At 70.0% G+C, this 16,109-nt stretch carries 16 protein-coding genes and 1 tRNA gene; 5 read left to right on the forward strand and 12 right to left on the reverse strand.

The genetic code is table 11. The features are described from left to right. Positions 1–102 precede the first annotated feature (102 nt). The 7 genes from ACIBAE_RS23600 to ACIBAE_RS23630 all read right to left on the reverse strand — a co-directional run bounded on the left by ACIBAE_RS23600 (position 103) and on the right by ACIBAE_RS23630 (position 4,062). Entirely contained in the window at positions 103–936 is an 834-nt protein-coding gene (locus ACIBAE_RS23600) for an RNA polymerase sigma factor SigF (protein WP_399288965.1), read from the reverse strand. Positions 937–1,111: 175 nt separating this feature from the next. Then, complete coding sequence (locus ACIBAE_RS23605) at positions 1,112–1,405, reverse strand: Dabb family protein (RefSeq protein ID WP_399288968.1); 294 nt, start codon at positions 1,403–1,405, stop codon at positions 1,112–1,114. Between the two features lie 83 nt (positions 1,406–1,488). Further along, positions 1,489–1,653 (reverse strand): hypothetical protein, encoded by a 165-nt coding sequence (locus tag ACIBAE_RS23610; protein ID WP_399288971.1) that lies wholly within the window; start codon positions 1,651–1,653, stop codon positions 1,489–1,491. Between the two features lie 492 nt (positions 1,654–2,145). Continuing rightward, a tRNA-Ser gene (locus tag ACIBAE_RS23615) sits at positions 2,146–2,230 on the reverse strand. A gap of 101 nt (positions 2,231–2,331) precedes the next feature. Then, on the reverse strand, positions 2,332–2,760 hold the full coding sequence (gene tadA / locus ACIBAE_RS23620; RefSeq protein WP_399288974.1) for a tRNA adenosine(34) deaminase TadA: 429 nt from the start codon (positions 2,758–2,760) through the stop codon (positions 2,332–2,334). A gap of 113 nt (positions 2,761–2,873) precedes the next feature. After that, positions 2,874–3,422 carry a hypothetical protein gene (locus tag ACIBAE_RS23625; RefSeq protein WP_399288977.1) on the reverse strand — a complete coding sequence of 183 codons (549 nt, stop codon included), beginning with the start codon at positions 3,420–3,422 and terminating at the stop codon, positions 2,874–2,876. A gap of 214 nt (positions 3,423–3,636) precedes the next feature. Next, positions 3,637–4,062, reverse strand: coding sequence for a hypothetical protein (locus tag ACIBAE_RS23630; protein ID WP_399289142.1), 426 nt, complete (start codon positions 4,060–4,062; stop codon positions 3,637–3,639). A 145-nt stretch (positions 4,063–4,207) separates the two neighbouring features. Here ACIBAE_RS23630 and upp point away from each other — a divergent pair, with 145 nt between their 5' ends. Continuing rightward, positions 4,208–4,843: a uracil phosphoribosyltransferase gene (gene upp / locus ACIBAE_RS23635; protein WP_399288979.1), complete on the forward strand. Its 636-nt coding sequence runs from the start codon at positions 4,208–4,210 to the stop codon at positions 4,841–4,843. Positions 4,844–4,965: 122 nt separating this feature from the next. On the opposite strand, the gene ACIBAE_RS23640 is transcribed toward upp, so the two are convergent. From ACIBAE_RS23640 to ACIBAE_RS23655, 4 genes are all read right to left on the reverse strand, one after another. Then, a complete protein-coding gene (locus ACIBAE_RS23640) occupies positions 4,966–5,577 on the reverse strand; it encodes a LytR C-terminal domain-containing protein (RefSeq protein WP_399288982.1) in 612 nt (203 codons plus the stop codon). 111 nt (positions 5,578–5,688) lie between these two features. Continuing rightward, entirely contained in the window at positions 5,689–5,985 is a 297-nt protein-coding gene (locus tag ACIBAE_RS23645; RefSeq protein ID WP_096626547.1) for a type II toxin-antitoxin system VapB family antitoxin, read from the reverse strand. Between the two features lie 233 nt (positions 5,986–6,218). Beyond that, positions 6,219–7,802: a M28 family peptidase gene (locus tag ACIBAE_RS23650; protein ID WP_399288987.1), complete on the reverse strand. Its 1,584-nt coding sequence runs from the start codon at positions 7,800–7,802 to the stop codon at positions 6,219–6,221. A 149-nt stretch (positions 7,803–7,951) separates the two neighbouring features. Further along, complete coding sequence (locus ACIBAE_RS23655; protein ID WP_399288989.1) at positions 7,952–8,557, reverse strand: HhH-GPD-type base excision DNA repair protein; 606 nt, start codon at positions 8,555–8,557, stop codon at positions 7,952–7,954. Between the two features lie 220 nt (positions 8,558–8,777). Here ACIBAE_RS23655 and ACIBAE_RS23660 point away from each other — a divergent pair, with 220 nt between their 5' ends. Next, positions 8,778–11,030, forward strand: a complete 2,253-nt coding sequence (locus ACIBAE_RS23660; RefSeq protein ID WP_399288992.1) for a family 2 encapsulin nanocompartment cargo protein terpene cyclase — start codon at positions 8,778–8,780, stop codon at positions 11,028–11,030. Between the two features lie 776 nt (positions 11,031–11,806). On the opposite strand, the gene ACIBAE_RS23665 is transcribed toward ACIBAE_RS23660, so the two are convergent. Beyond that, positions 11,807–12,325 (reverse strand): MarR family winged helix-turn-helix transcriptional regulator, encoded by a 519-nt coding sequence (locus tag ACIBAE_RS23665; protein ID WP_399288995.1) that lies wholly within the window; start codon positions 12,323–12,325, stop codon positions 11,807–11,809. A gap of 135 nt (positions 12,326–12,460) precedes the next feature. Between ACIBAE_RS23665 and ACIBAE_RS23670 the strand changes: the two genes are divergently transcribed. From ACIBAE_RS23670 to ACIBAE_RS23680, 3 genes are all read left to right on the forward strand, one after another. After that, positions 12,461–13,921 (forward strand): MFS transporter, encoded by a 1,461-nt coding sequence (locus ACIBAE_RS23670; RefSeq protein ID WP_399288997.1) that lies wholly within the window; start codon positions 12,461–12,463, stop codon positions 13,919–13,921. Between the two features lie 189 nt (positions 13,922–14,110). Beyond that, on the forward strand, positions 14,111–14,947 hold the full coding sequence (locus ACIBAE_RS23675; protein WP_399289000.1) for a PP2C family protein-serine/threonine phosphatase: 837 nt from the start codon (positions 14,111–14,113) through the stop codon (positions 14,945–14,947). 65 nt (positions 14,948–15,012) lie between these two features. Further along, the gene (locus ACIBAE_RS23680; protein WP_399289123.1) at positions 15,013–16,005 is read left to right on the forward strand and encodes an MASE1 domain-containing protein; all 993 of its coding nucleotides are present in this window, start codon (positions 15,013–15,015) and stop codon (positions 16,003–16,005) included. Positions 16,006–16,109 lie beyond the last annotated feature (104 nt).

Below are 16,109 nucleotides of genomic sequence, written 5' to 3' on the forward strand. Positions count from 1 at the left end.
TAGTGACTTGTCGACAAGTAGGGATGGAATAAGCGCAGGAAAGAGGGGGTGTGGGGCTTTTCGGCCGCCGAAGGGAGACCGGGGAGGAAGTAACCGCAGGTGTTACGCCTCGATCCGATTTGCGGATCGCAGTCGGGCAAAGCTTCGGGCAAGAAGTCTTGACACGTGCATTTGGGAAACGCCCAATTCCTGGCTGATCTGTGACTGCGTCAGGTTGTTGTAATAGCGCAGCATCAGGATCCGCTGTTCCCGCTCGGGCAGTTGTACGAGTAGATGGCGGACCAGGTCGCGGTGCTCGACCCCGGCGAGAGCCGGATCCTCGTAGCCGAGGCGGTCCAGCAGGCCGGGCAGGCCGTCGCCCTCCTGGGCGGCCTCCAGTGAGGTCGCGTGGTACGAACGCCCGGCCTCGATGCAGGCCAGCACCTCATCCTCGGAGATCTTCAGCCGCTCGGCGATCTCGGCGGTCGTGGGGGAGCGGCCGTGAGCCGTCGTCAGGTCCTCGGTGGCGCCGGTGACCTGGACCCACAGCTCGTGCAGCCTGCGCGGCACGTGGACGGTCCGCACGTTGTCCCTGAAGTACCGCTTGATCTCGCCGACCACCGTGGGCATCGCGAACGTCGGGAACTGCACTCCCCGCTCCGGGTCGAACCGGTCGATGGCGTTGATCAGCCCGATCGTGCCGACCTGGACGACGTCCTCCATCGGCTCGTTGCGGCTGCGGAAGCGGGCCGCCGCGTAGCGCACCAGCGGGAGATTCGCCTCGATGAGCGCTCCGCGCACCCGGATGTGCTCCTGGCTGCCCGGCTCCAGATCCTTGAGCTGGGCGAAGAGCACCTGTGTCAGGGCCCTGGTGTCCGCGCCGCGGCTCTGGGCCGTGCTGGGGCGTGGCTCGGTCTCGATCTGGGGCGGCACTTGAGGCGTAGTACTGGCCGGCACGGTCACGCCACCCCTTTGCGGTCACTACGGTCAACTCATCCGTCAAAAGCGGTCATAGCATCACAAGACATGTCCACTGTGTGCAAGCACCAGATAACACCGTGTTGGTGGCAAGTTGGGGCATTAAACCCAAAAACCCCACACCGTGGTGGTGTGGGGCAGGGGAACCCGGGGCTCAGAACTCGTAGTCGGCGATCACCCAGGTGGCGAATTCCCGCCATTGGCTGACGCCCGCCTGGTGGGCCGGGTGGTCGAGGTAGCGCTGCAGCGCGTCGCGATCGGCGACCGCCGCGTTGATGGCGAAGTCATAGGCGATCGGGCGGTCGCTGATGTTCCAGGCGCACTCCCAGAACTCCAGTTCCGGGATCTGCCCGCCCAGCTCTTCGAACGCCTTCGCGCCGGCGACGACACGCGGCTCGTCCTGCGAGACGCCTTCATTGAGCTTGAAGAGGACCAAGTGGCGGATCAAGGGGCACTCCTTGGGGGATGTCCGGGCTGTGCTGGTCGAGCGCCCCGCGCCGGCCTCGGATCCGGCCACCGGATCGGTCCCGGCTACTTGATCAGCTCGGACATGAACTCGCCGACACCCTGGGCAGCGCTCGAAATGCCCTCGAACCCTACCTGGACGAGATCGGCGGCCCTGGCCGGCGACGTGATGATCGTGTACAGGATGAAGACGGCGACCGCGTAGAGCACGATCTTCCTCACTTGTGCCATCCGTCCGCTGCCTCCCCAGCCGTCCCCAGTGCGGTCGCGAGAGTCTAACCGTTTGAACGCCACTGCCCGGAAGGCTGTTCGACATGCCGATCCGGCATGACGTACCAAAGGCTTTCGCGGACCAGGAGGGCGGCCGATCGCCTGGTCCGGTCGACACGCCGATGAGCCGGGTCGCGGTGGTGGAGGACCTGGGTGGCAATCGAGTCGCGTACGAGCTGCCGCCGGCCGGCCCCGGCGCGCGTAAGACCCGGGGGCGGCCGGCGGCAGCCGCCTGGCCCGGAGTGCAGCAGGCAGGGGTACGGGCGCTTCACCGAGGACCCGGGCTTCCGGCGATCTGGCTGAGCTGAGAGGGAGCCGTACGGGTTCCCTCACGGGCGGCGAAGCCGCATCCGTGGTGTTCTCGCTGTCCCCCCGTGCGGCGCGGTCGTCAGGTACGCGCCGCACGCAAAACACCCCCTGACCGCGTTTCCGCAGATCAGGGGGTGTTAACAGCGGTAGCGGAGGGATTTGAACCCTCGGTGAGTCTCCCCACACTCGCTTTCGAGGCGAGCTCCTTCGGCCGCTCGGACACGCTACCGGGAGAGAGCTTAGCCCAAGGTGGCCGTGTGCCGAAATCGGTATCCCGGTACGGCTGTCGGAGGAGCTTCGGAGAGGTGGTGCGGAGGCGTCCGGAGCAGGTCAGCGGTCCCGGAAGAACGTCGACAGAAGCGCGGAGCACTCCTCGGCGAGCACCCCGTGGATCACCTCGGGACGGTGGTTGAGCCGCCGGTCGCGTACGACGTCCCAGAGCGAGCCGGTCGCGCCGGCCTTCTCGTCGAGGGCGCCGAACACCACCCGGTCCACCCGGGACTGCACGATCGCGCCCGCGCACATCGTGCACGGCTCCAGGGTCACCACCAGCGTGCAGCCCGTCAGCCGCCACGCGCCGAGCTTCCCGGCCGCCCTGCGGATCGCCAGGATCTCCGCATGACCCGTCGGATCGCCGGTCGCCTCGCGTTCGTTGTGGCCCACGGCGAGCACCGTCCCGGCCGGGGACAGCACGACGGCGCCGACCGGCACATCGCCGGACCGGGCCGCCCGTGCCGCCTCGTCGAGGGCGAGACGCATTGACGCGTGCCACGGATCTCGTACGGGATCCCGGGCGGGACCCCCTACCGGATCCCGTACCCGGCCGCTCGGTGGATCGCTCGGCGGGCCGGGCACGGTGTCGTGCCCGGCCACTAGCGGACGCTCTCCAGTACCTCGGCGGCCCCCAGAGCCTCCGCGATCTCTGCCATCGCGTCGGTGTCCAGTGCCAGCAGATCGCCCTGGGACAGGCCCAGGTCGGCGAGGATCTCCCGGTCGCCGACGGGACCCGCGGGCGCGATCTCCCCGCCCGTCGCCGGGATGCCGTCGTCGTCCTCCTGGTCCTCCTCGTCGATCTCGTCCGGTTCGCCGTCCTCCGTGCCGTCGAGGTCCAGCGTGTCCAGGTCGTCGGCCGGGTCGTCGTCGTCCCCGCCGGTCAGCTCGTCGATGAGAATCTCCCCGTACGAGGAGCGCGCGGCCGCGGCCGCGTCGGAGACGTAGATGCGAGGGTCCTCCTCGCCCTCCACACGGAGGATGCCGAACCAGGCATCCTCCTGTTCGATGAAGAGGAGCACCGTGTCCTCGTCCACCGAGGCTTCGCGGGCCAGGTCGGTCAGATCCGACAAGGTCTCCACATCGTCGAGCTCTGTATCGCTCGCTTCCCACCCGTCTTCGGTGCGCGCGAGCAGTGCGGCGAAGTACACCGTGACTCTCCCACTGATCAGAGGTGTGACGATCCGGCGGGGCGCTGCTCTGCCCCGCCCACTCGGAATCGTGGCAGAAACGAGCGCTTCGCGAGAGGTCTTCCGCCGTTGCGTCGTGAGGCCATTTTATTAGGCCCCTGTTCGGCCCCTGGTGCGGGATGCCCTTCCGGTGGGCGCCGGGGCCGCCTGGAAGTCGGTCCCGCGCCGGGCGTGGCTACCAGCGGAAGGTGCGCATCCGCATCTGCTGGCGCATGCGGGCGGCGCGGGCCTGGCGGGGCTTCACCCGCTCGCGCAGTGCCTTCGCCTCGTGCAGCTCCCGCAGGAACTGCGCGCGCCGCCGACGCCGCGCGGCTTCGCTCTCCCCGGCCCCGGCCCCGGCCCCGGCCCCGGCCCCGGCCCCGGCCCCGGCCCCGGCCCCGGCCCCGGAGCCGTCGCCATCCCGGTCGCCATCCCCGGCCCCTGCCCCATCCGTGCTCTGTTCCCGGGCAGGCCCCGGTATCCGGTCCGGATCCTCGGGCCGGGCCTGCCTCTGCCCGTCGCCCCGCTCGTGACCCTGATCGCGGCCGTGGCCGTGCTTCTCGTGCTGCTCCCGGTCAGGATTCTGTTCGAGATCCTGGCCGTTCCGCTCCCGGTACGGCATCGACGCCTCACCCTCCCCAAGGCTGGTCCGAATCTCCGCGGCCGCACCGGGGAGGTCCTTCTCACCCTTCCCTCAGGAGCGCGGGTTGATGCCGGTGTGCCCGTGGCAGCGCGTACAGCCTTGGCCCCCGGTTAATGTTGACGCCATGCGGATTCATGTCGTCGACCACCCGCTGGTGGCGCACAAACTCACCACGCTGCGCGACCGGCGCACCGACTCACCGACCTTCCGGCGTCTCGCCGACGAGCTGGTCACCCTGCTCGCGTACGAAGCGACCCGGGATGTGCGGACCGAACAGGTCGCCATCGAGACCCCGGTGACGGCGACCACGGGGGTGAAGCTCTCCCACCCGCGCCCGCTGGTGGTGCCGATCCTCCGGGCCGGTCTCGGCATGCTGGACGGCATGGTGCGGCTGCTGCCGACCGCCGAGGTGGGCTTCCTCGGGATGGTCCGGGACGAAGAGACGCTCCAGGCGTCCACGTACGCGAGCCGGATGCCCGAGGACCTCTCGGGCCGGCAGGTGTACGTCCTGGACCCGATGCTGGCCACCGGCGGCACGCTGGTCGTGGCGATCAGGGAGCTCATCAAGCGCGGCGCGGACGACGTGACAGCCGTCGTCCTGCTCGCGGCGCCCGAGGGCGTCGAGATGATGGAGCGCGAGCTCGCGGGCACGCCGGTGACGGTCGTCACCGCGGCGGTCGACGAGCGGCTCAACGAGAACGGCTACATCGTCCCGGGTCTGGGCGACGCGGGTGACCGCCTGTACGGCACGGCTGATTAGGCCCCTGTCCGGCTGATCAAGGGCGGCTGATCAAGGGTGAGAGTCCGGTTCGCCCCAGGGCCCGGTTCGCCCCCGGGTCCGTGGAGCCGCAGGCGAACCGGGCCTCTTGACGACCGCCACTTTCAACAGGAGGGCGTCGGCGCGGGCTTGGCCAGGACGGCCAGGGCCTGGTCGGCGTCCTCTTGTACGTTCAGCGTCTTGAAGGCTGTCCCGATGATCAGATCGACGTCCGGTGTCTTCCGGGTGTCGGTCTTCGGGGTGGCTCCCTTCAGCTGGGTGCCGAGGACGGTGAGGGGACCGTCCGAGGCCGTCGGGGCGCCCAGCAGGAGGCCGGCGCCCGGGACCTTCTTGTCGTACGTGGCGGGTGCGTTGCCCACCTTGCCGATGACGAAGCCGCGCTTCTTGAGCTCGTCGGCGGTGGTCTTGGCGAGTCCGCCTCGCGGGGTCGCGTTGTAGACGTTGACCGTGATCTGGCCGGGCTTGGGCAGCGCCTTGGCGGGTGCCGTGGAGGGCTTGCAGGCGGGCTTCGGGCCGACGGCTGTGTTCTTCTTGCCGTCACCTGAGAAGACATCGATGAGTTGCAAGGTCCCCCAGCCGGCCAGGCCGAGGGCGACGACGGCGGCGAGGGCCGCGAGCACGATCCTGTGACGATGGCGAGGGCGCCGCATACGCGGGAACTTGTCACCCGTGATGCGGTACTTTCCGCCCATGCCGGGGGGAGTGAGCATGCTCATGGGCGCAGCGTAGTGCGCGCCGGTGGTGATTCCTACTAAACGATCAACGGGTTGCGTGGTCAGCTGTGGGAAAGGGCCCGAAAGGCCCAGTCGTCACCCGTACGGACCGGCTCAGCCCAGGTCCAGCACGCGCGCGTGCAGCACTTGGCGTTGCTGGAGCGCGGCGCGGACGGCGCGGTGCAGTCCGTCCTCCAGATAGAGATCGCCCTGCCACTTCACGACGTGCGCGAACAGGTCCCCGTAGAAGGTGGAGTCCTCGGCGAGCAGCGTTTCCAGGTCGAGCTGACCCTTCGTGGTCACGAGCTGATCGAGGCGGACCGGGCGCGGCGCGACATCCGCCCACTGCCGGGTGGATTCCCGTCCGTGGTCGGGGTAGGGCCGCCCGTTACCGATGCGCTTGAAGATCACACGGAAAGCCTACCGGGCGAGCGGCTCCGGGCGCAGCCATGGTGCCGGAGCATGAACATCGCATTCGGCGTCAAAACGGGATGATGCCTGAGCGGAAGCCTGCCGTCCGTCTCTCCGGCGCCTCCCCGGCGCCGTCCTGTGCGCATCGCGGGCGTCTTTCCGGCGTCTTTTCGACGCCGTGTCAGGCAGGTCGAGAAGGAGCCCGGTTCGCTCGAAAGGGGACGGCCGCCCCGTCACCGAGGACGCGAGAGCGCCCCGAGATCGTGGGCGTACGTGCCCACGGCGTGGGCGATCACGTCGATGTTGAGGTCGAAGGCGTTCCTGTTGATGTGTGCGAGGTCGTCGCACGCCGCGTGGTAGCACGTGTCGTATGCCACCCCCGCCTCGCCGCCGTATCTGTGCGCCTGGGCGGGTGACTTGATGCCCTCGGCGCCGGTGAAGGTGCCGCCGGAGGGGATACCGGCGGCGATGAACGGTCCGTAGTCGGAACGCCCGTCGAAATCGGCTCCCTCGTGCGGGCGGCCCTGGTGGTCGAGGAAGTCGCCGATGTCCTTCTCCAGTTGGGCGGAGCCCCGGGGGCCCGGGCCCCCGGGGCCGCCGTCCGAGTCGTCGCCGTCGTAGACGAACTCGGCGAAGTTCGATGACGCGATCATGTCGAAATTCAGGTAGAGCGCGATGTCGGCGCGCTGCTCGGCGGTGCGGCCCGTGACATACGCCTCGGAGCCGAGCAGACCCAGTTCCTCTCCCGACCACCAGGCGAAGCGGACCTTGTTGGCGGGTTTGCCGTCGGTGTCGGCAAGGGCGAGGGCCACGTCGAGCAGAGCGGCGGAGCCCGAGCCGTTGTCGTTGATGCCGGGGCCCTGGACCACCGAATCGAGGTGGGCGCCGAGCATCACGGTCCGGTGCGGATCGCCGTCGCGGGTCTCGGCGATCACGTTGCGGGTGGTGCGCGGCTCCTGGAGCTGGCGCACCTCCACCGTGGCCGTCACCGCGCCCTCGGTGTCAGCGGCCGTCCCGGCGGTCTTCACCGCTTCGGCTGCTTCGGCTGCCTCGGTGGCGAGTGCCTGGCCTTCGGCCAGCGTGATGCCCCCGGTGGGGATCACCCCCGCCGCCGGAGTGCCGAGTGTGCCGCTCAGCGCGCCCTCGGTGTTGTTGTAGATGATCGCGGCGACCGCGCCCGCGGCGGCCGCCTCCCGCTGCTTGCTCGCGAAGTCGCAGCCGCCGCGCCTGATCAGCGCGATCCTGCCGGTGAAGGAGCCCGAGGCGTAGTCGGCGGCCTCGCACCCCGTGGTGGCATCGGCCGGGACGGCCGCGAGAGGGGCCGTGACGCCGCCCACCGGCGTCGACTTCGTGTACGACATGGCCACGATGCCGACCTCGCGTGGCGCCGGAACAGTGGCCTGACCGGTGGCCGGATCGCCGGCCCGAGGGGTGGCCTGAGGGGCGCCTGCCACCGTGACCAGGAGTTTCTCGGCGAGCGTTTCGATGTACGTGAAGTCGAAGGTGTCGTACGAGACCTGGTAGCCGGCTTTTCTCAGCCGGTCGTACACATAGCCGGCGGAGGCGTCGTGGCCCGGCGAACCGGCGGCCCGGTGGCCGCCGGAGGAGTCGGCGATGGCCTGGAACTTCGTGAGATGACGGTAGGCGCCCTCGGCGGACGCCGCGCGGACCAGCTTCCGGGAGAGCCTCGCCGCGTCTCGCGCCGGGTCGGGTACGTGCGCGGCGGCCGAGGAGGAGGCGGCGCCGGTCAGCACCAGCGGGACGGCGAGTACGGCGGCGGCCGTGGCGGCCAGGAAGCCGCGGGGAGTGGCCTTCACGGGGTCCTTCCGGTGGTCGGGTCTTCCGGCGCGAACGAGGAGAGGGAAACCGGCCCCGGGGGAACATCCCCAAGAACCCGGAAACCCGGAAACCCGGAAACCCGGGCAGCCGGGCAGCCGGGCAGCAGCTCATCCGGTGTGCCGCCCGCTCAGCCCCGTCCGGTCGGCTTGTCGGCCTTCGCCGCCTTCGCCGCCCGTTTCGCCTCCTGCTTGAACGCACGGACCTTGGCCAGCGACTCGGGGCCGGTGATGTCGGCCGCCGAGCGGTACGAGCCGGCGTCGCCGTACGCGCCCGCGGCCTCCCGCCAGCCCGTGGGCCGTACGCCGAACTGCTTGCCGAGCAGCGCCAGGAAGATCTGGGACTTCTGCTTCCCGAAGCCGGGCAGCGCGTTCAGCCGCGCCAGCACCTCCGCGCCGGTGGCGATGTCTTGCCACACCGCGCTCGGATCACCGTCGTACTGCTCGACCAGGTACTGGCACAGCTGGTGCACGCGCTTGGCCATGGACCCCGGATAGCGGTGCACGGCCGGCTTCTCCGAGAGCAGCGCCGCGAAGGCGTCGGGGTCGTACGCGGCGATCTGCCGCGCGTCCAGATCGTCACCGCCCATGCGTACGGCGATGGTCCAGGGACCGGAAAAGGCCCACTCCATGGGAACTTGCTGGTCCAGCAACATGCCGACCAGGGCGGCCAGCGGGCTGCGGCCGAGCAGTTCGTCGGCCTCGGGCTGTTGGGCGAGCCGGATGGTGGTGCTCATACGGCGATGATCGCCCGGGTCGCGGACAGAGCGGGTACGCGACGCGCTGTCCGTATGTTCATATGACTGTTTCGTGGCACGGATGGCGGACTCGGCCGAGGGGTAGGGCTGTGCCGACCGGGTGACACGGCAGGGGGGCGGTACGCGATGTCGGCATTCCTGATCGGCTCATTCCGGCGCAGGGGAAACCTCCGCACCCTTCGGGAAAGGCCGCGCGCCCGTGACACAGCCCTTTGAACTGCCGGATTTCTATATGGCGTATCCGGCTCGTCTCAACCCCCATCTGGAGGAGGCCAGGGAGCACTCCAAGAAGTGGGCCAGGGACATGGGGATGCTGGAGGGCTCGGGGATCTGGGAGGAGCACGACCTCGATTCGCACGACTACGCCCTGCTCTGCGCTTACACCCACCCCGACTGCGACGGTCCGGCGCTGTCGCTGGTCACCGACTGGTACGTGTGGGTCTTCTTCTTCGACGACCACTTCCTGGAGATCTTCAAGAAGCCGCAGGACCGGGAGGGCGGCAAGGCGTATCTGGAGCGGCTGGCCGCCTTCATGCCGATGGACCTGTCGGCCGGTTTCCCGGAGCCGACCAATCCGGTGGAGGCGGGTCTCGCCGATCTCTGGGCGCGGACGGTCCCCAGCATGTCCATGGCGTGGCGTGAGCGGTTCGCGGAGTCCACCGAGAACCTGCTGAACGAGTCCGACTGGGAGCTCGCGAACATCAACGCGGAGCGGATCGCGAACCCCGTCGAGTACATCGAGATGCGGCGCAAGGTCGGTGGGGCGCCGTGGTCGGCCGGGCTCATCGAGTACGCCGCGAGCGCCGAGGTCCCCGCCGAGATCGCCGGCTCCCGGCCGCTGCGGGTCCTCAAGGACACCTTCTCGGACGGGGTCCATCTGCGGAACGACCTCTTCTCGTACCAGCGGGAGATCGAGGAGGAGGGCGAGCTGAGCAACGGTGTGCTCGTCCTGGAGAAGTTCCTGGGCTGTACGACGCAGGAGGCGGCGGACGCCGTCAACGATCTGCTCACCTCGCGCATCCAGCAGTTCGAGAACACCGCCGTGACCGAACTGGGCCCGCTCTTCGCCGAGAAGGGCCTCGCCCCGCAGTTGTGCGCGGACACCCTCGCCTACGTGAAGGGGCTCCAGGACTGGCAGTCGGGCGGCCACGAGTGGCACATGCGCTCCAGCCGGTACATGAACGGCGGCGGCTCGTCGGCCCCGGAGGGTACGTCCTTCTCGATGACGCCGGTCGGTCTCGGCACGGCCGCCGCCGACATCGCGAGGACGATGAGCGCGGGCGCCCCCGCGCGGGCGCGCAGCTTCAGCCATGTCCCGTTCCAGCGGGTCGGTCCCTCGCTGCTGCCCGATTTCCAGATGCCGTTCGCGCTCACCCTCAGTCCGCATCTGGACCACTCGCGGGAGCACGTCGTCGAGTGGTCCCACCGCATGGGGATCCTGGAGGCGCAGCCGGGCATTCCCACCTCCGACGTGTGGGACGAGGACCGGCTCCGGCGCATCGACCTCCCGCTCTGCTCCGCCGGCATCCACCCCGACGCCACGGCGGAGGAGCTGGATCTGACCTCGGACTGGCTGACCTGGGGGACGTACGGGGACGACTACTTCCCGGTCGTCTACGGCTACGCCCGCGATCTGGCGGGTGCGAAGGCGTGCAACGAGCGGCTCTCGCTGTTCATGCCGGTCGAGAGCTTCGAGACGCCGGTGCCGGCCACCGCGCTGGAGCGGGGACTGGCCGACCTGTGGGTCCGGACAGCCGGTCCGATGGAGCTGGAAGGCCGCCGCACCTTCCGCAAGGCCGTCGAGGACATGACGGCCAGCTGGCTGTGGGAGCTGGCCAACCAGGCGCAGAACCGCATCCCGGACCCGGTCGACTACATGGAGATGCGCCGGCAGACCTTCGGCTCCGACATGACGATGAGCCTGTCCCGGCTGAGTCACGGCCAGGAGGTGCCGCCGGAGATCTACCGGACAGGGCCGATGAGGTCCCTGGAGAACGCGGCCCAGGACTACGCCTGCCTGCTCAACGACGTCTTCTCGTACCAGAAGGAGATCGAGTTCGAGGGTGAGGTCCACAACGGTGTGCTCGTCGTGCAGAACTTCTTCGACTGCGACTACCCGACCGGCCTCGCCATCATCGACGACCTGATGAACTCGCGCATGCGCCAGTTCCAGCACGTCGCCGCCCATGAACTGCCGGTGCTGTACGACGACTTCCAGCTCGACGACGACGCGCGCAAGGTGCTCGACGGCTATGTGAAGGAGCTGGAGAACTGGCTCGCGGGCATTCTGAACTGGCATGACGGCTGCCGGCGTTACCGGGAGGCCGATCTGGTCCAGGACCGGCCGGGAGGCGGCTGGGCGCCGCCCGTCCCCACCGGGATCGGCACGTCGGCGGCGCGGCTCCTGCTGCCGGGCTGGGGGTCCCTGTCCGTGCCCCATCCGGCCCGGTAGGCCGGTCACGGAGTAACCCGCCTACGGGTCAAGGTGTCTGCCATCCGGCCCAGGTGATCGTTTACCGGACGAGGGGCGCTGGGTGGCGAGCGGATACGCGCTGGACCGGCGCGCGGAGGCGAAAGCTCCGCGCGCCCGGGGGGTACGGGTGGCGGCGCTGGAAACCGTCGCCGGATGGGTCCCCGGGGGGCCATCCGGCAACGGGGAACTGCCGGCCGCCTGGGGCGCCGACGACGCCTGGGTCCGTACGCGTACGGGTGTCGCCGCCCGGCACCGGGCGGGCATCGGGGTCCCGACGGGAGACCTCGCGTATGAGCTGGACCTACATCGACACCGACACCGACATGGCGCGCGGCGCGGAAGCGGACGCCGCGCCGCGCGAGCCGCGCTCCCGGATGCCGTGGCCCGCCAACCGTACGTACCCCCTCGCCCCGGCGGTCGACCGCCTCGCCGCCGGCATCGAACGCCGGGTCCGTCACATCTACGCCCAGCCCTGGCCGCGCGCGGCCCAGCTCGTACACGGAGCCCTCCCGGCCGCCGTCACCCGGCGCGCGCCGCGGCAGCTGCCCACCCTGGAACCGCAGGCAGCCGAACCCCCACCACCCTCCTGGGAACCGGCGGAGCGGCACAGGCTCCGGCGCGCGATCAGGCGTACGTCACGGTGTACGACGATCCGGCGCGTGCCCCGGGGAAGCCTTCGGCCCGGTGACTCTCCAGGGCCGTGGGGGACTCAGGGTCGCCGGCGAACTTCGCGGGGGAGGCCCCGGCCGGCCGCGTCAGGAAGGCCCGCTCCCGGACTCGCCGCTCCCGGACTCGGCCTGCGTCGTGGTGGCGGCATCGTCCGGCCGTGGCCAGGGCCGCCCTTCCTTTTCCTCGATGGTGGTGTTGAAGCGCAGCAGCGCGTGGGCAAGGGCCGCGATCTCGTCAGCTGTCCAGTCGGCCAGTACCAGGCCGAGGCCGTCGGTGGCCCAGGCGCGGTGGGCGTGCAGGCGGCGCAGGCCCTCGTCGGTCATCCGCAGTTTGCGGGCCATCCCGCCGTCCGGATCCGCGATCCGTTCCGCCAGGCCGGTGCGCAGCAGCGCGGCGGTCTGGCGGTTGACGGTGGAGGTGTCGAGGCCGAAGGCGTCGGCGAGCTGGCCGATCGAGAGGGGGCCGTCGATCTCGATGCGGCTGAGCAGCAGGTACGCGCTGCGCTCCAGCCGGACCTCGGGAGGGCAGCCGTTGGCCGAGCCCAGGGACGTGTGCCGGCTCAGCAGCTTGAACTCGCGCTCGATCACGACGATTTCCTGATCCATGCCCGGGCCCTCCTCTTCTTCATATGGCGCATAGACACCGTATCTCTCACCCATGTTCATGAAGCCGCGCAAGTGCACCCTGCATACTGTGTGCATGATGCATATCTTTGTCTTCACGCAGCCAGTGGAGAGAACATGACCCCCTCCTCCCCCGAGCCGACCCGCGGCGGCCTGATCGTGGGTGTGCTGGCCGCCGCCGGGATCATGGTCTCGGTCATGCAGACGCTGGTCGTACCGCTCATACCGGACCTGCCGCGTTTGCTGCACACCTCGGCGTCCAACGCGTCCTGGGCCATCACCGCCACCCTGCTGGGCGCCGCCGTCGCCACCCCGGTCGTCGGGCGGCTCGGTGACATGTACGGCAAGCGGCGCCTGCTGCTGATCAGCACAGCCCTGCTGGTCATCGGCTCGCTGGTGTGCGCTCCCGCCGACTCGCTGGCCCCCGTGGTGGTCGGCCGGGCGCTCCAGGGCTTCGGCATGGGGGTGATCCCGCTCGGCATCAGCATCATGCGTGACGTACTGCCGCCCGAGCGGCTCGGCTCGGCCATGGCCGTCATGAGCTCCTCGCTCGGTGTGGGCGGCGCGCTCGGCCTGCCCGTATCGGCGGCGGTGGCGCAGAGCGCCGACTGGCACATGCTGTTCTGGGGCTCGGCCGGACTGGGGATCCTGGTGGGCCTGCTGATCCTGCGCGTCGTCCCCGAATCCTCGGCCGGTCAGGGCGGCCGCTTCGACGTCGTCGGCGCGCTCGGCCTGTCCGCCGGACTGATCTCCCTGCTCCTCGCGGTCTCCAAGGGTGGCGACTGGGGCTGGGGAAGCGGCACGACCCTCGGACTGTTCGCCGCCTCCGTCGTGGTTCTGCTGCTGTGGGGCGGCTGGGAGCTGCGGCATCCGGCCCCGCTGGTCGATCTGCGCACCAGCGCCCGCCGGCCGATCCTGATGACCAACCTGGCGTCCATCGTGATCGGCTTCGCGATGTACGCGATGTCCCTGGTGGCGCCGCAGCTGCTCCAGCTGCCCTCGGCGACGGGTTACGGCCTCGGCCAGTCCATGCTCTCGGCCGGTCTGTGGATGGCCCCCGCCGGACTGGTGATGATGGCCGTCTCCCCCTTCGCCGCGAAGCTCTCGGCGTCGAAGGGCCCCAAGGTTTCCCTGCTGGCGGGCGCGCTCATCATCGCCCTCGGATACGCGGTGGCGCTCGGCCTGATGGGCAGCGTCTGGGGTGTGGTGGCCTTCGCGGCGGTGGTCAGCGCGGGAATCGGCTTCGCGTACGCGGCGATGCCGGCCCTGATCATGGGGGCGGTCCCGGCATCCGAGGGCGCGGCGGCCAACGGCCTCAACAGCCTCATGCGCTCCATCGGAACCTCCACCGCGAGCGCGGTGATGGGGGTGGTCCTGGCGCACATGACCACCGACCTGGGCCCGGTCTCGATCCCCTCGGAGGCCGGTTTCCGGACGACCTTCATGATCGGCGCGGGCGTGGCCCTGCTGGCCGCCCTGGTGGTCCTCGCCATCCCGGGGGCCCGCTACGGCAAGGGCGCCGCGGCCGTGTCGCCGCCCGTGTCCGAGCCGCTCGTACAGAAAGCGGAGTCGCTCTGAGAAGCGGGCCGCCGCTCTCTCCGGGAAGCGGTGGCCCGCACTCCAAGAAGCGGTGGCCAGCTCGGTGTATCGAGGCAGGCGACATAATCCGTCGACATGTGGGACATAATGATACATAAGGTGTAAGCCGCAGTGAGGTGAGATGGTCCTCGCGGCGGTCCATGAACGGACGTACCTCGGAGCGAGTCCATGACCCGGCGTCGTCCCGCGCAGTCGGCAAGCGCCGACGACCTGCTGACCACGCTCGGGCGGCTCGCCGCCCGGGCGCGGGAGCGCGCCGAATTGCAGCATGCCCGGGTGGAGCTGGCCGAGGTGCTGCAACGCCAGATGCTCCCGGCGACCCTGCCCGATGTGACGGGTCTGAGTGCCGTCGCCCGCTACACCCCCGCCCGGGACGGCCTGGACATCGGCGGCGACTGGTACGACGGTTTCCTGCTCCCCGACGGCTCCATCGGGTACTCGATCGGCGACGTCCAGGGTCACGATGTCGAGGCCGCCGCCTTCATGGGCCAGGTCAGGATCGGGATACGGGCGGTGGCCGCCGGCACCGCCGATCCGGGCGAGGTGCTCAGCCGGGCCAACGACCTGCTCCTGTCGGTGGACTCCTCCCTCTTCGCGACCTGCACGTTTCTCCGCTTCGACCCCGCCACCTGGGAGCTCCACAGCGCCCGGGCCGGCCACGTGGCCGCCGTATGGGCCACGGTCGACGGCCGGTCCGGAACCGCCGAGGGCGAGGGCGGCCTGCCGCTGGGCATCCTGCCGGGGGAGACCTACCCGGTGACCCGGCGCCAGTTGACGACGGCGGGAGCCTTCGTCCTGGTCACGGACGGGGTGATCGAAGGGCCTTCCTTCCCGATAGAGGAGGGGCTGGCCCGGGTCACCCGACTGGCCGGCGCCGGAGCGGCCGGGGCGCCCGGTGAGCTGGCCGACGAGGTGATGAAGGTCGCCGAGTTCACCGGACACTCCGACGACGCGGCCGTCCTGGTGATGTCCCACGACGCGGCGCCGGGGTACAGGAACGGGTGACCTGGAGGCGCCGGCAGGGCGTGTCACGGGCGACGCGGGGCGGGCGGCGTTGTCTGATGACTGATGTGGTGCGCCCCGAGGAAATCCGACGTCTCTCCGTAGCCGCGCTCCGGATCCTCGTGGTCGCCGGCGTGTACTACGCGGCCGGAGTGCTGGGCCTGCGATTGCAGGTGGACTTCGAGGGGGCGGTCGTGACGCCCCTCTGGCCCCCTACGGGCATCGCCCTGTGCGCCCTGCTCTACCTGGGGATCGGGATCTGGCCGGGTATCGCTCTCGGAGTCCTTCTCGTCGTCGTGACCATCAGCTCGATCCGCGTGGCCGACCTCGGCATCATCGGCGGAAACACCCTCGCCCCGCTGTGCTCGTACCTGATGCTCCGCCGTGTGGGCTTCCGTACCGAGCTGAACCGCCTGCGGGACGGGGTGGCGCTGGTCTTCCTCGGCGCCCTGGGCGGGATGCTGATCAGCTCGACCATCGGCACCTGGGTACTGGTGTTCAGCGGGCGGCTGCAGCTGGGCGGATTCTGGTCGGTCTGGTCGGCGTGGTGGACGGGCGACGCCATGGGCGTCCTCGTGGTGACGCCGGTGCTGCTCGTCCTGCCCCGGGTCCGGCTGCCCCGGCGGGACACCTACCGCTGGGCCGCCCGCTGGGCCGAGGCGGCGGCGCTCGTACTCATGGCCGGGGTGCTCACGCCGGTGGCCACCCGGACCCCCCTCTCGCTGTTGTTCCTCGTCTTCCCCCTGCTCGTCTGGGCCGCCCTGCGCTTCCAGCTGGCGGGGAGCGCGCCGTGCACGCTGCTCGTCTCCGTCCTGGCGATCGACGCGGCGACGGACCGCATCGGGCCGTTCGCCCACCACAACCTCATCGAGGTCATGGTCACCCTCCAACTGCTCAACGGATCCGCTGCGCTGACGGGGCTGCTGCTGGGGGCGATCGTCACCGAGCAGCGGAACATCCGCAAGAAGATCGAGCAGGTTTGCATGGACCTGGCCGACGTGGTGGACCACCTCGCGCCGGGCAAGTCGGCGAACCAGTGGCCGCCGGACCAGGGAAGGTAGCGACCGGACGAGGGAAGCCGGCGAAGGGGTGGGAAGACGGCGTTCAGAGCCGCCGGATCATCATATTGAGCAAATTTCTCACGAAACGTATGTGTTTTCGGCGG

The organism is Streptomyces sp. NPDC051569 (genome assembly GCF_044454085.1).
Lineage (GTDB): Bacteria > Actinomycetota > Actinomycetes > Streptomycetales > Streptomycetaceae > Streptomyces.

Bases quoted from the DNA above. Each gene is read 5' to 3' on its own strand.
- ACIBAE_RS23665 (WP_399288995.1), bottom strand. From the start codon at position 12,325: ATGGATCAGGAAATCGTCGTGATCGAGCGCGAGTTCAAGCTGCTGAGC.
- ACIBAE_RS23655 (WP_399288989.1), bottom strand. From the start codon at position 8,557: ATGAGCACCACCATCCGGCTCGCCCAACAGCCCGAGGCCGACGAACTG.
- tadA (WP_399288974.1), bottom strand. From the start codon at position 2,760: ATGCGTCTCGCCCTCGACGAGGCGGCACGGGCGGCCCGGTCCGGCGAT.
- ACIBAE_RS23610 (WP_399288971.1), bottom strand. From the start codon at position 1,653: ATGGCACAAGTGAGGAAGATCGTGCTCTACGCGGTCGCCGTCTTCATC.
- ACIBAE_RS23640 (WP_399288982.1), bottom strand. From the start codon at position 5,577: ATGAGCATGCTCACTCCCCCCGGCATGGGCGGAAAGTACCGCATCACG.
- upp (WP_399288979.1), top strand. From the start codon at position 4,208: ATGCGGATTCATGTCGTCGACCACCCGCTGGTGGCGCACAAACTCACC.
- ACIBAE_RS23675 (WP_399289000.1), top strand. From the start codon at position 14,111: ATGACCCGGCGTCGTCCCGCGCAGTCGGCAAGCGCCGACGACCTGCTG.
- ACIBAE_RS23630 (WP_399289142.1), bottom strand. From the start codon at position 4,062: ATGCCGTACCGGGAGCGGAACGGCCAGGATCTCGAACAGAATCCTGAC.
- ACIBAE_RS23670 (WP_399288997.1), top strand. From the start codon at position 12,461: ATGACCCCCTCCTCCCCCGAGCCGACCCGCGGCGGCCTGATCGTGGGT.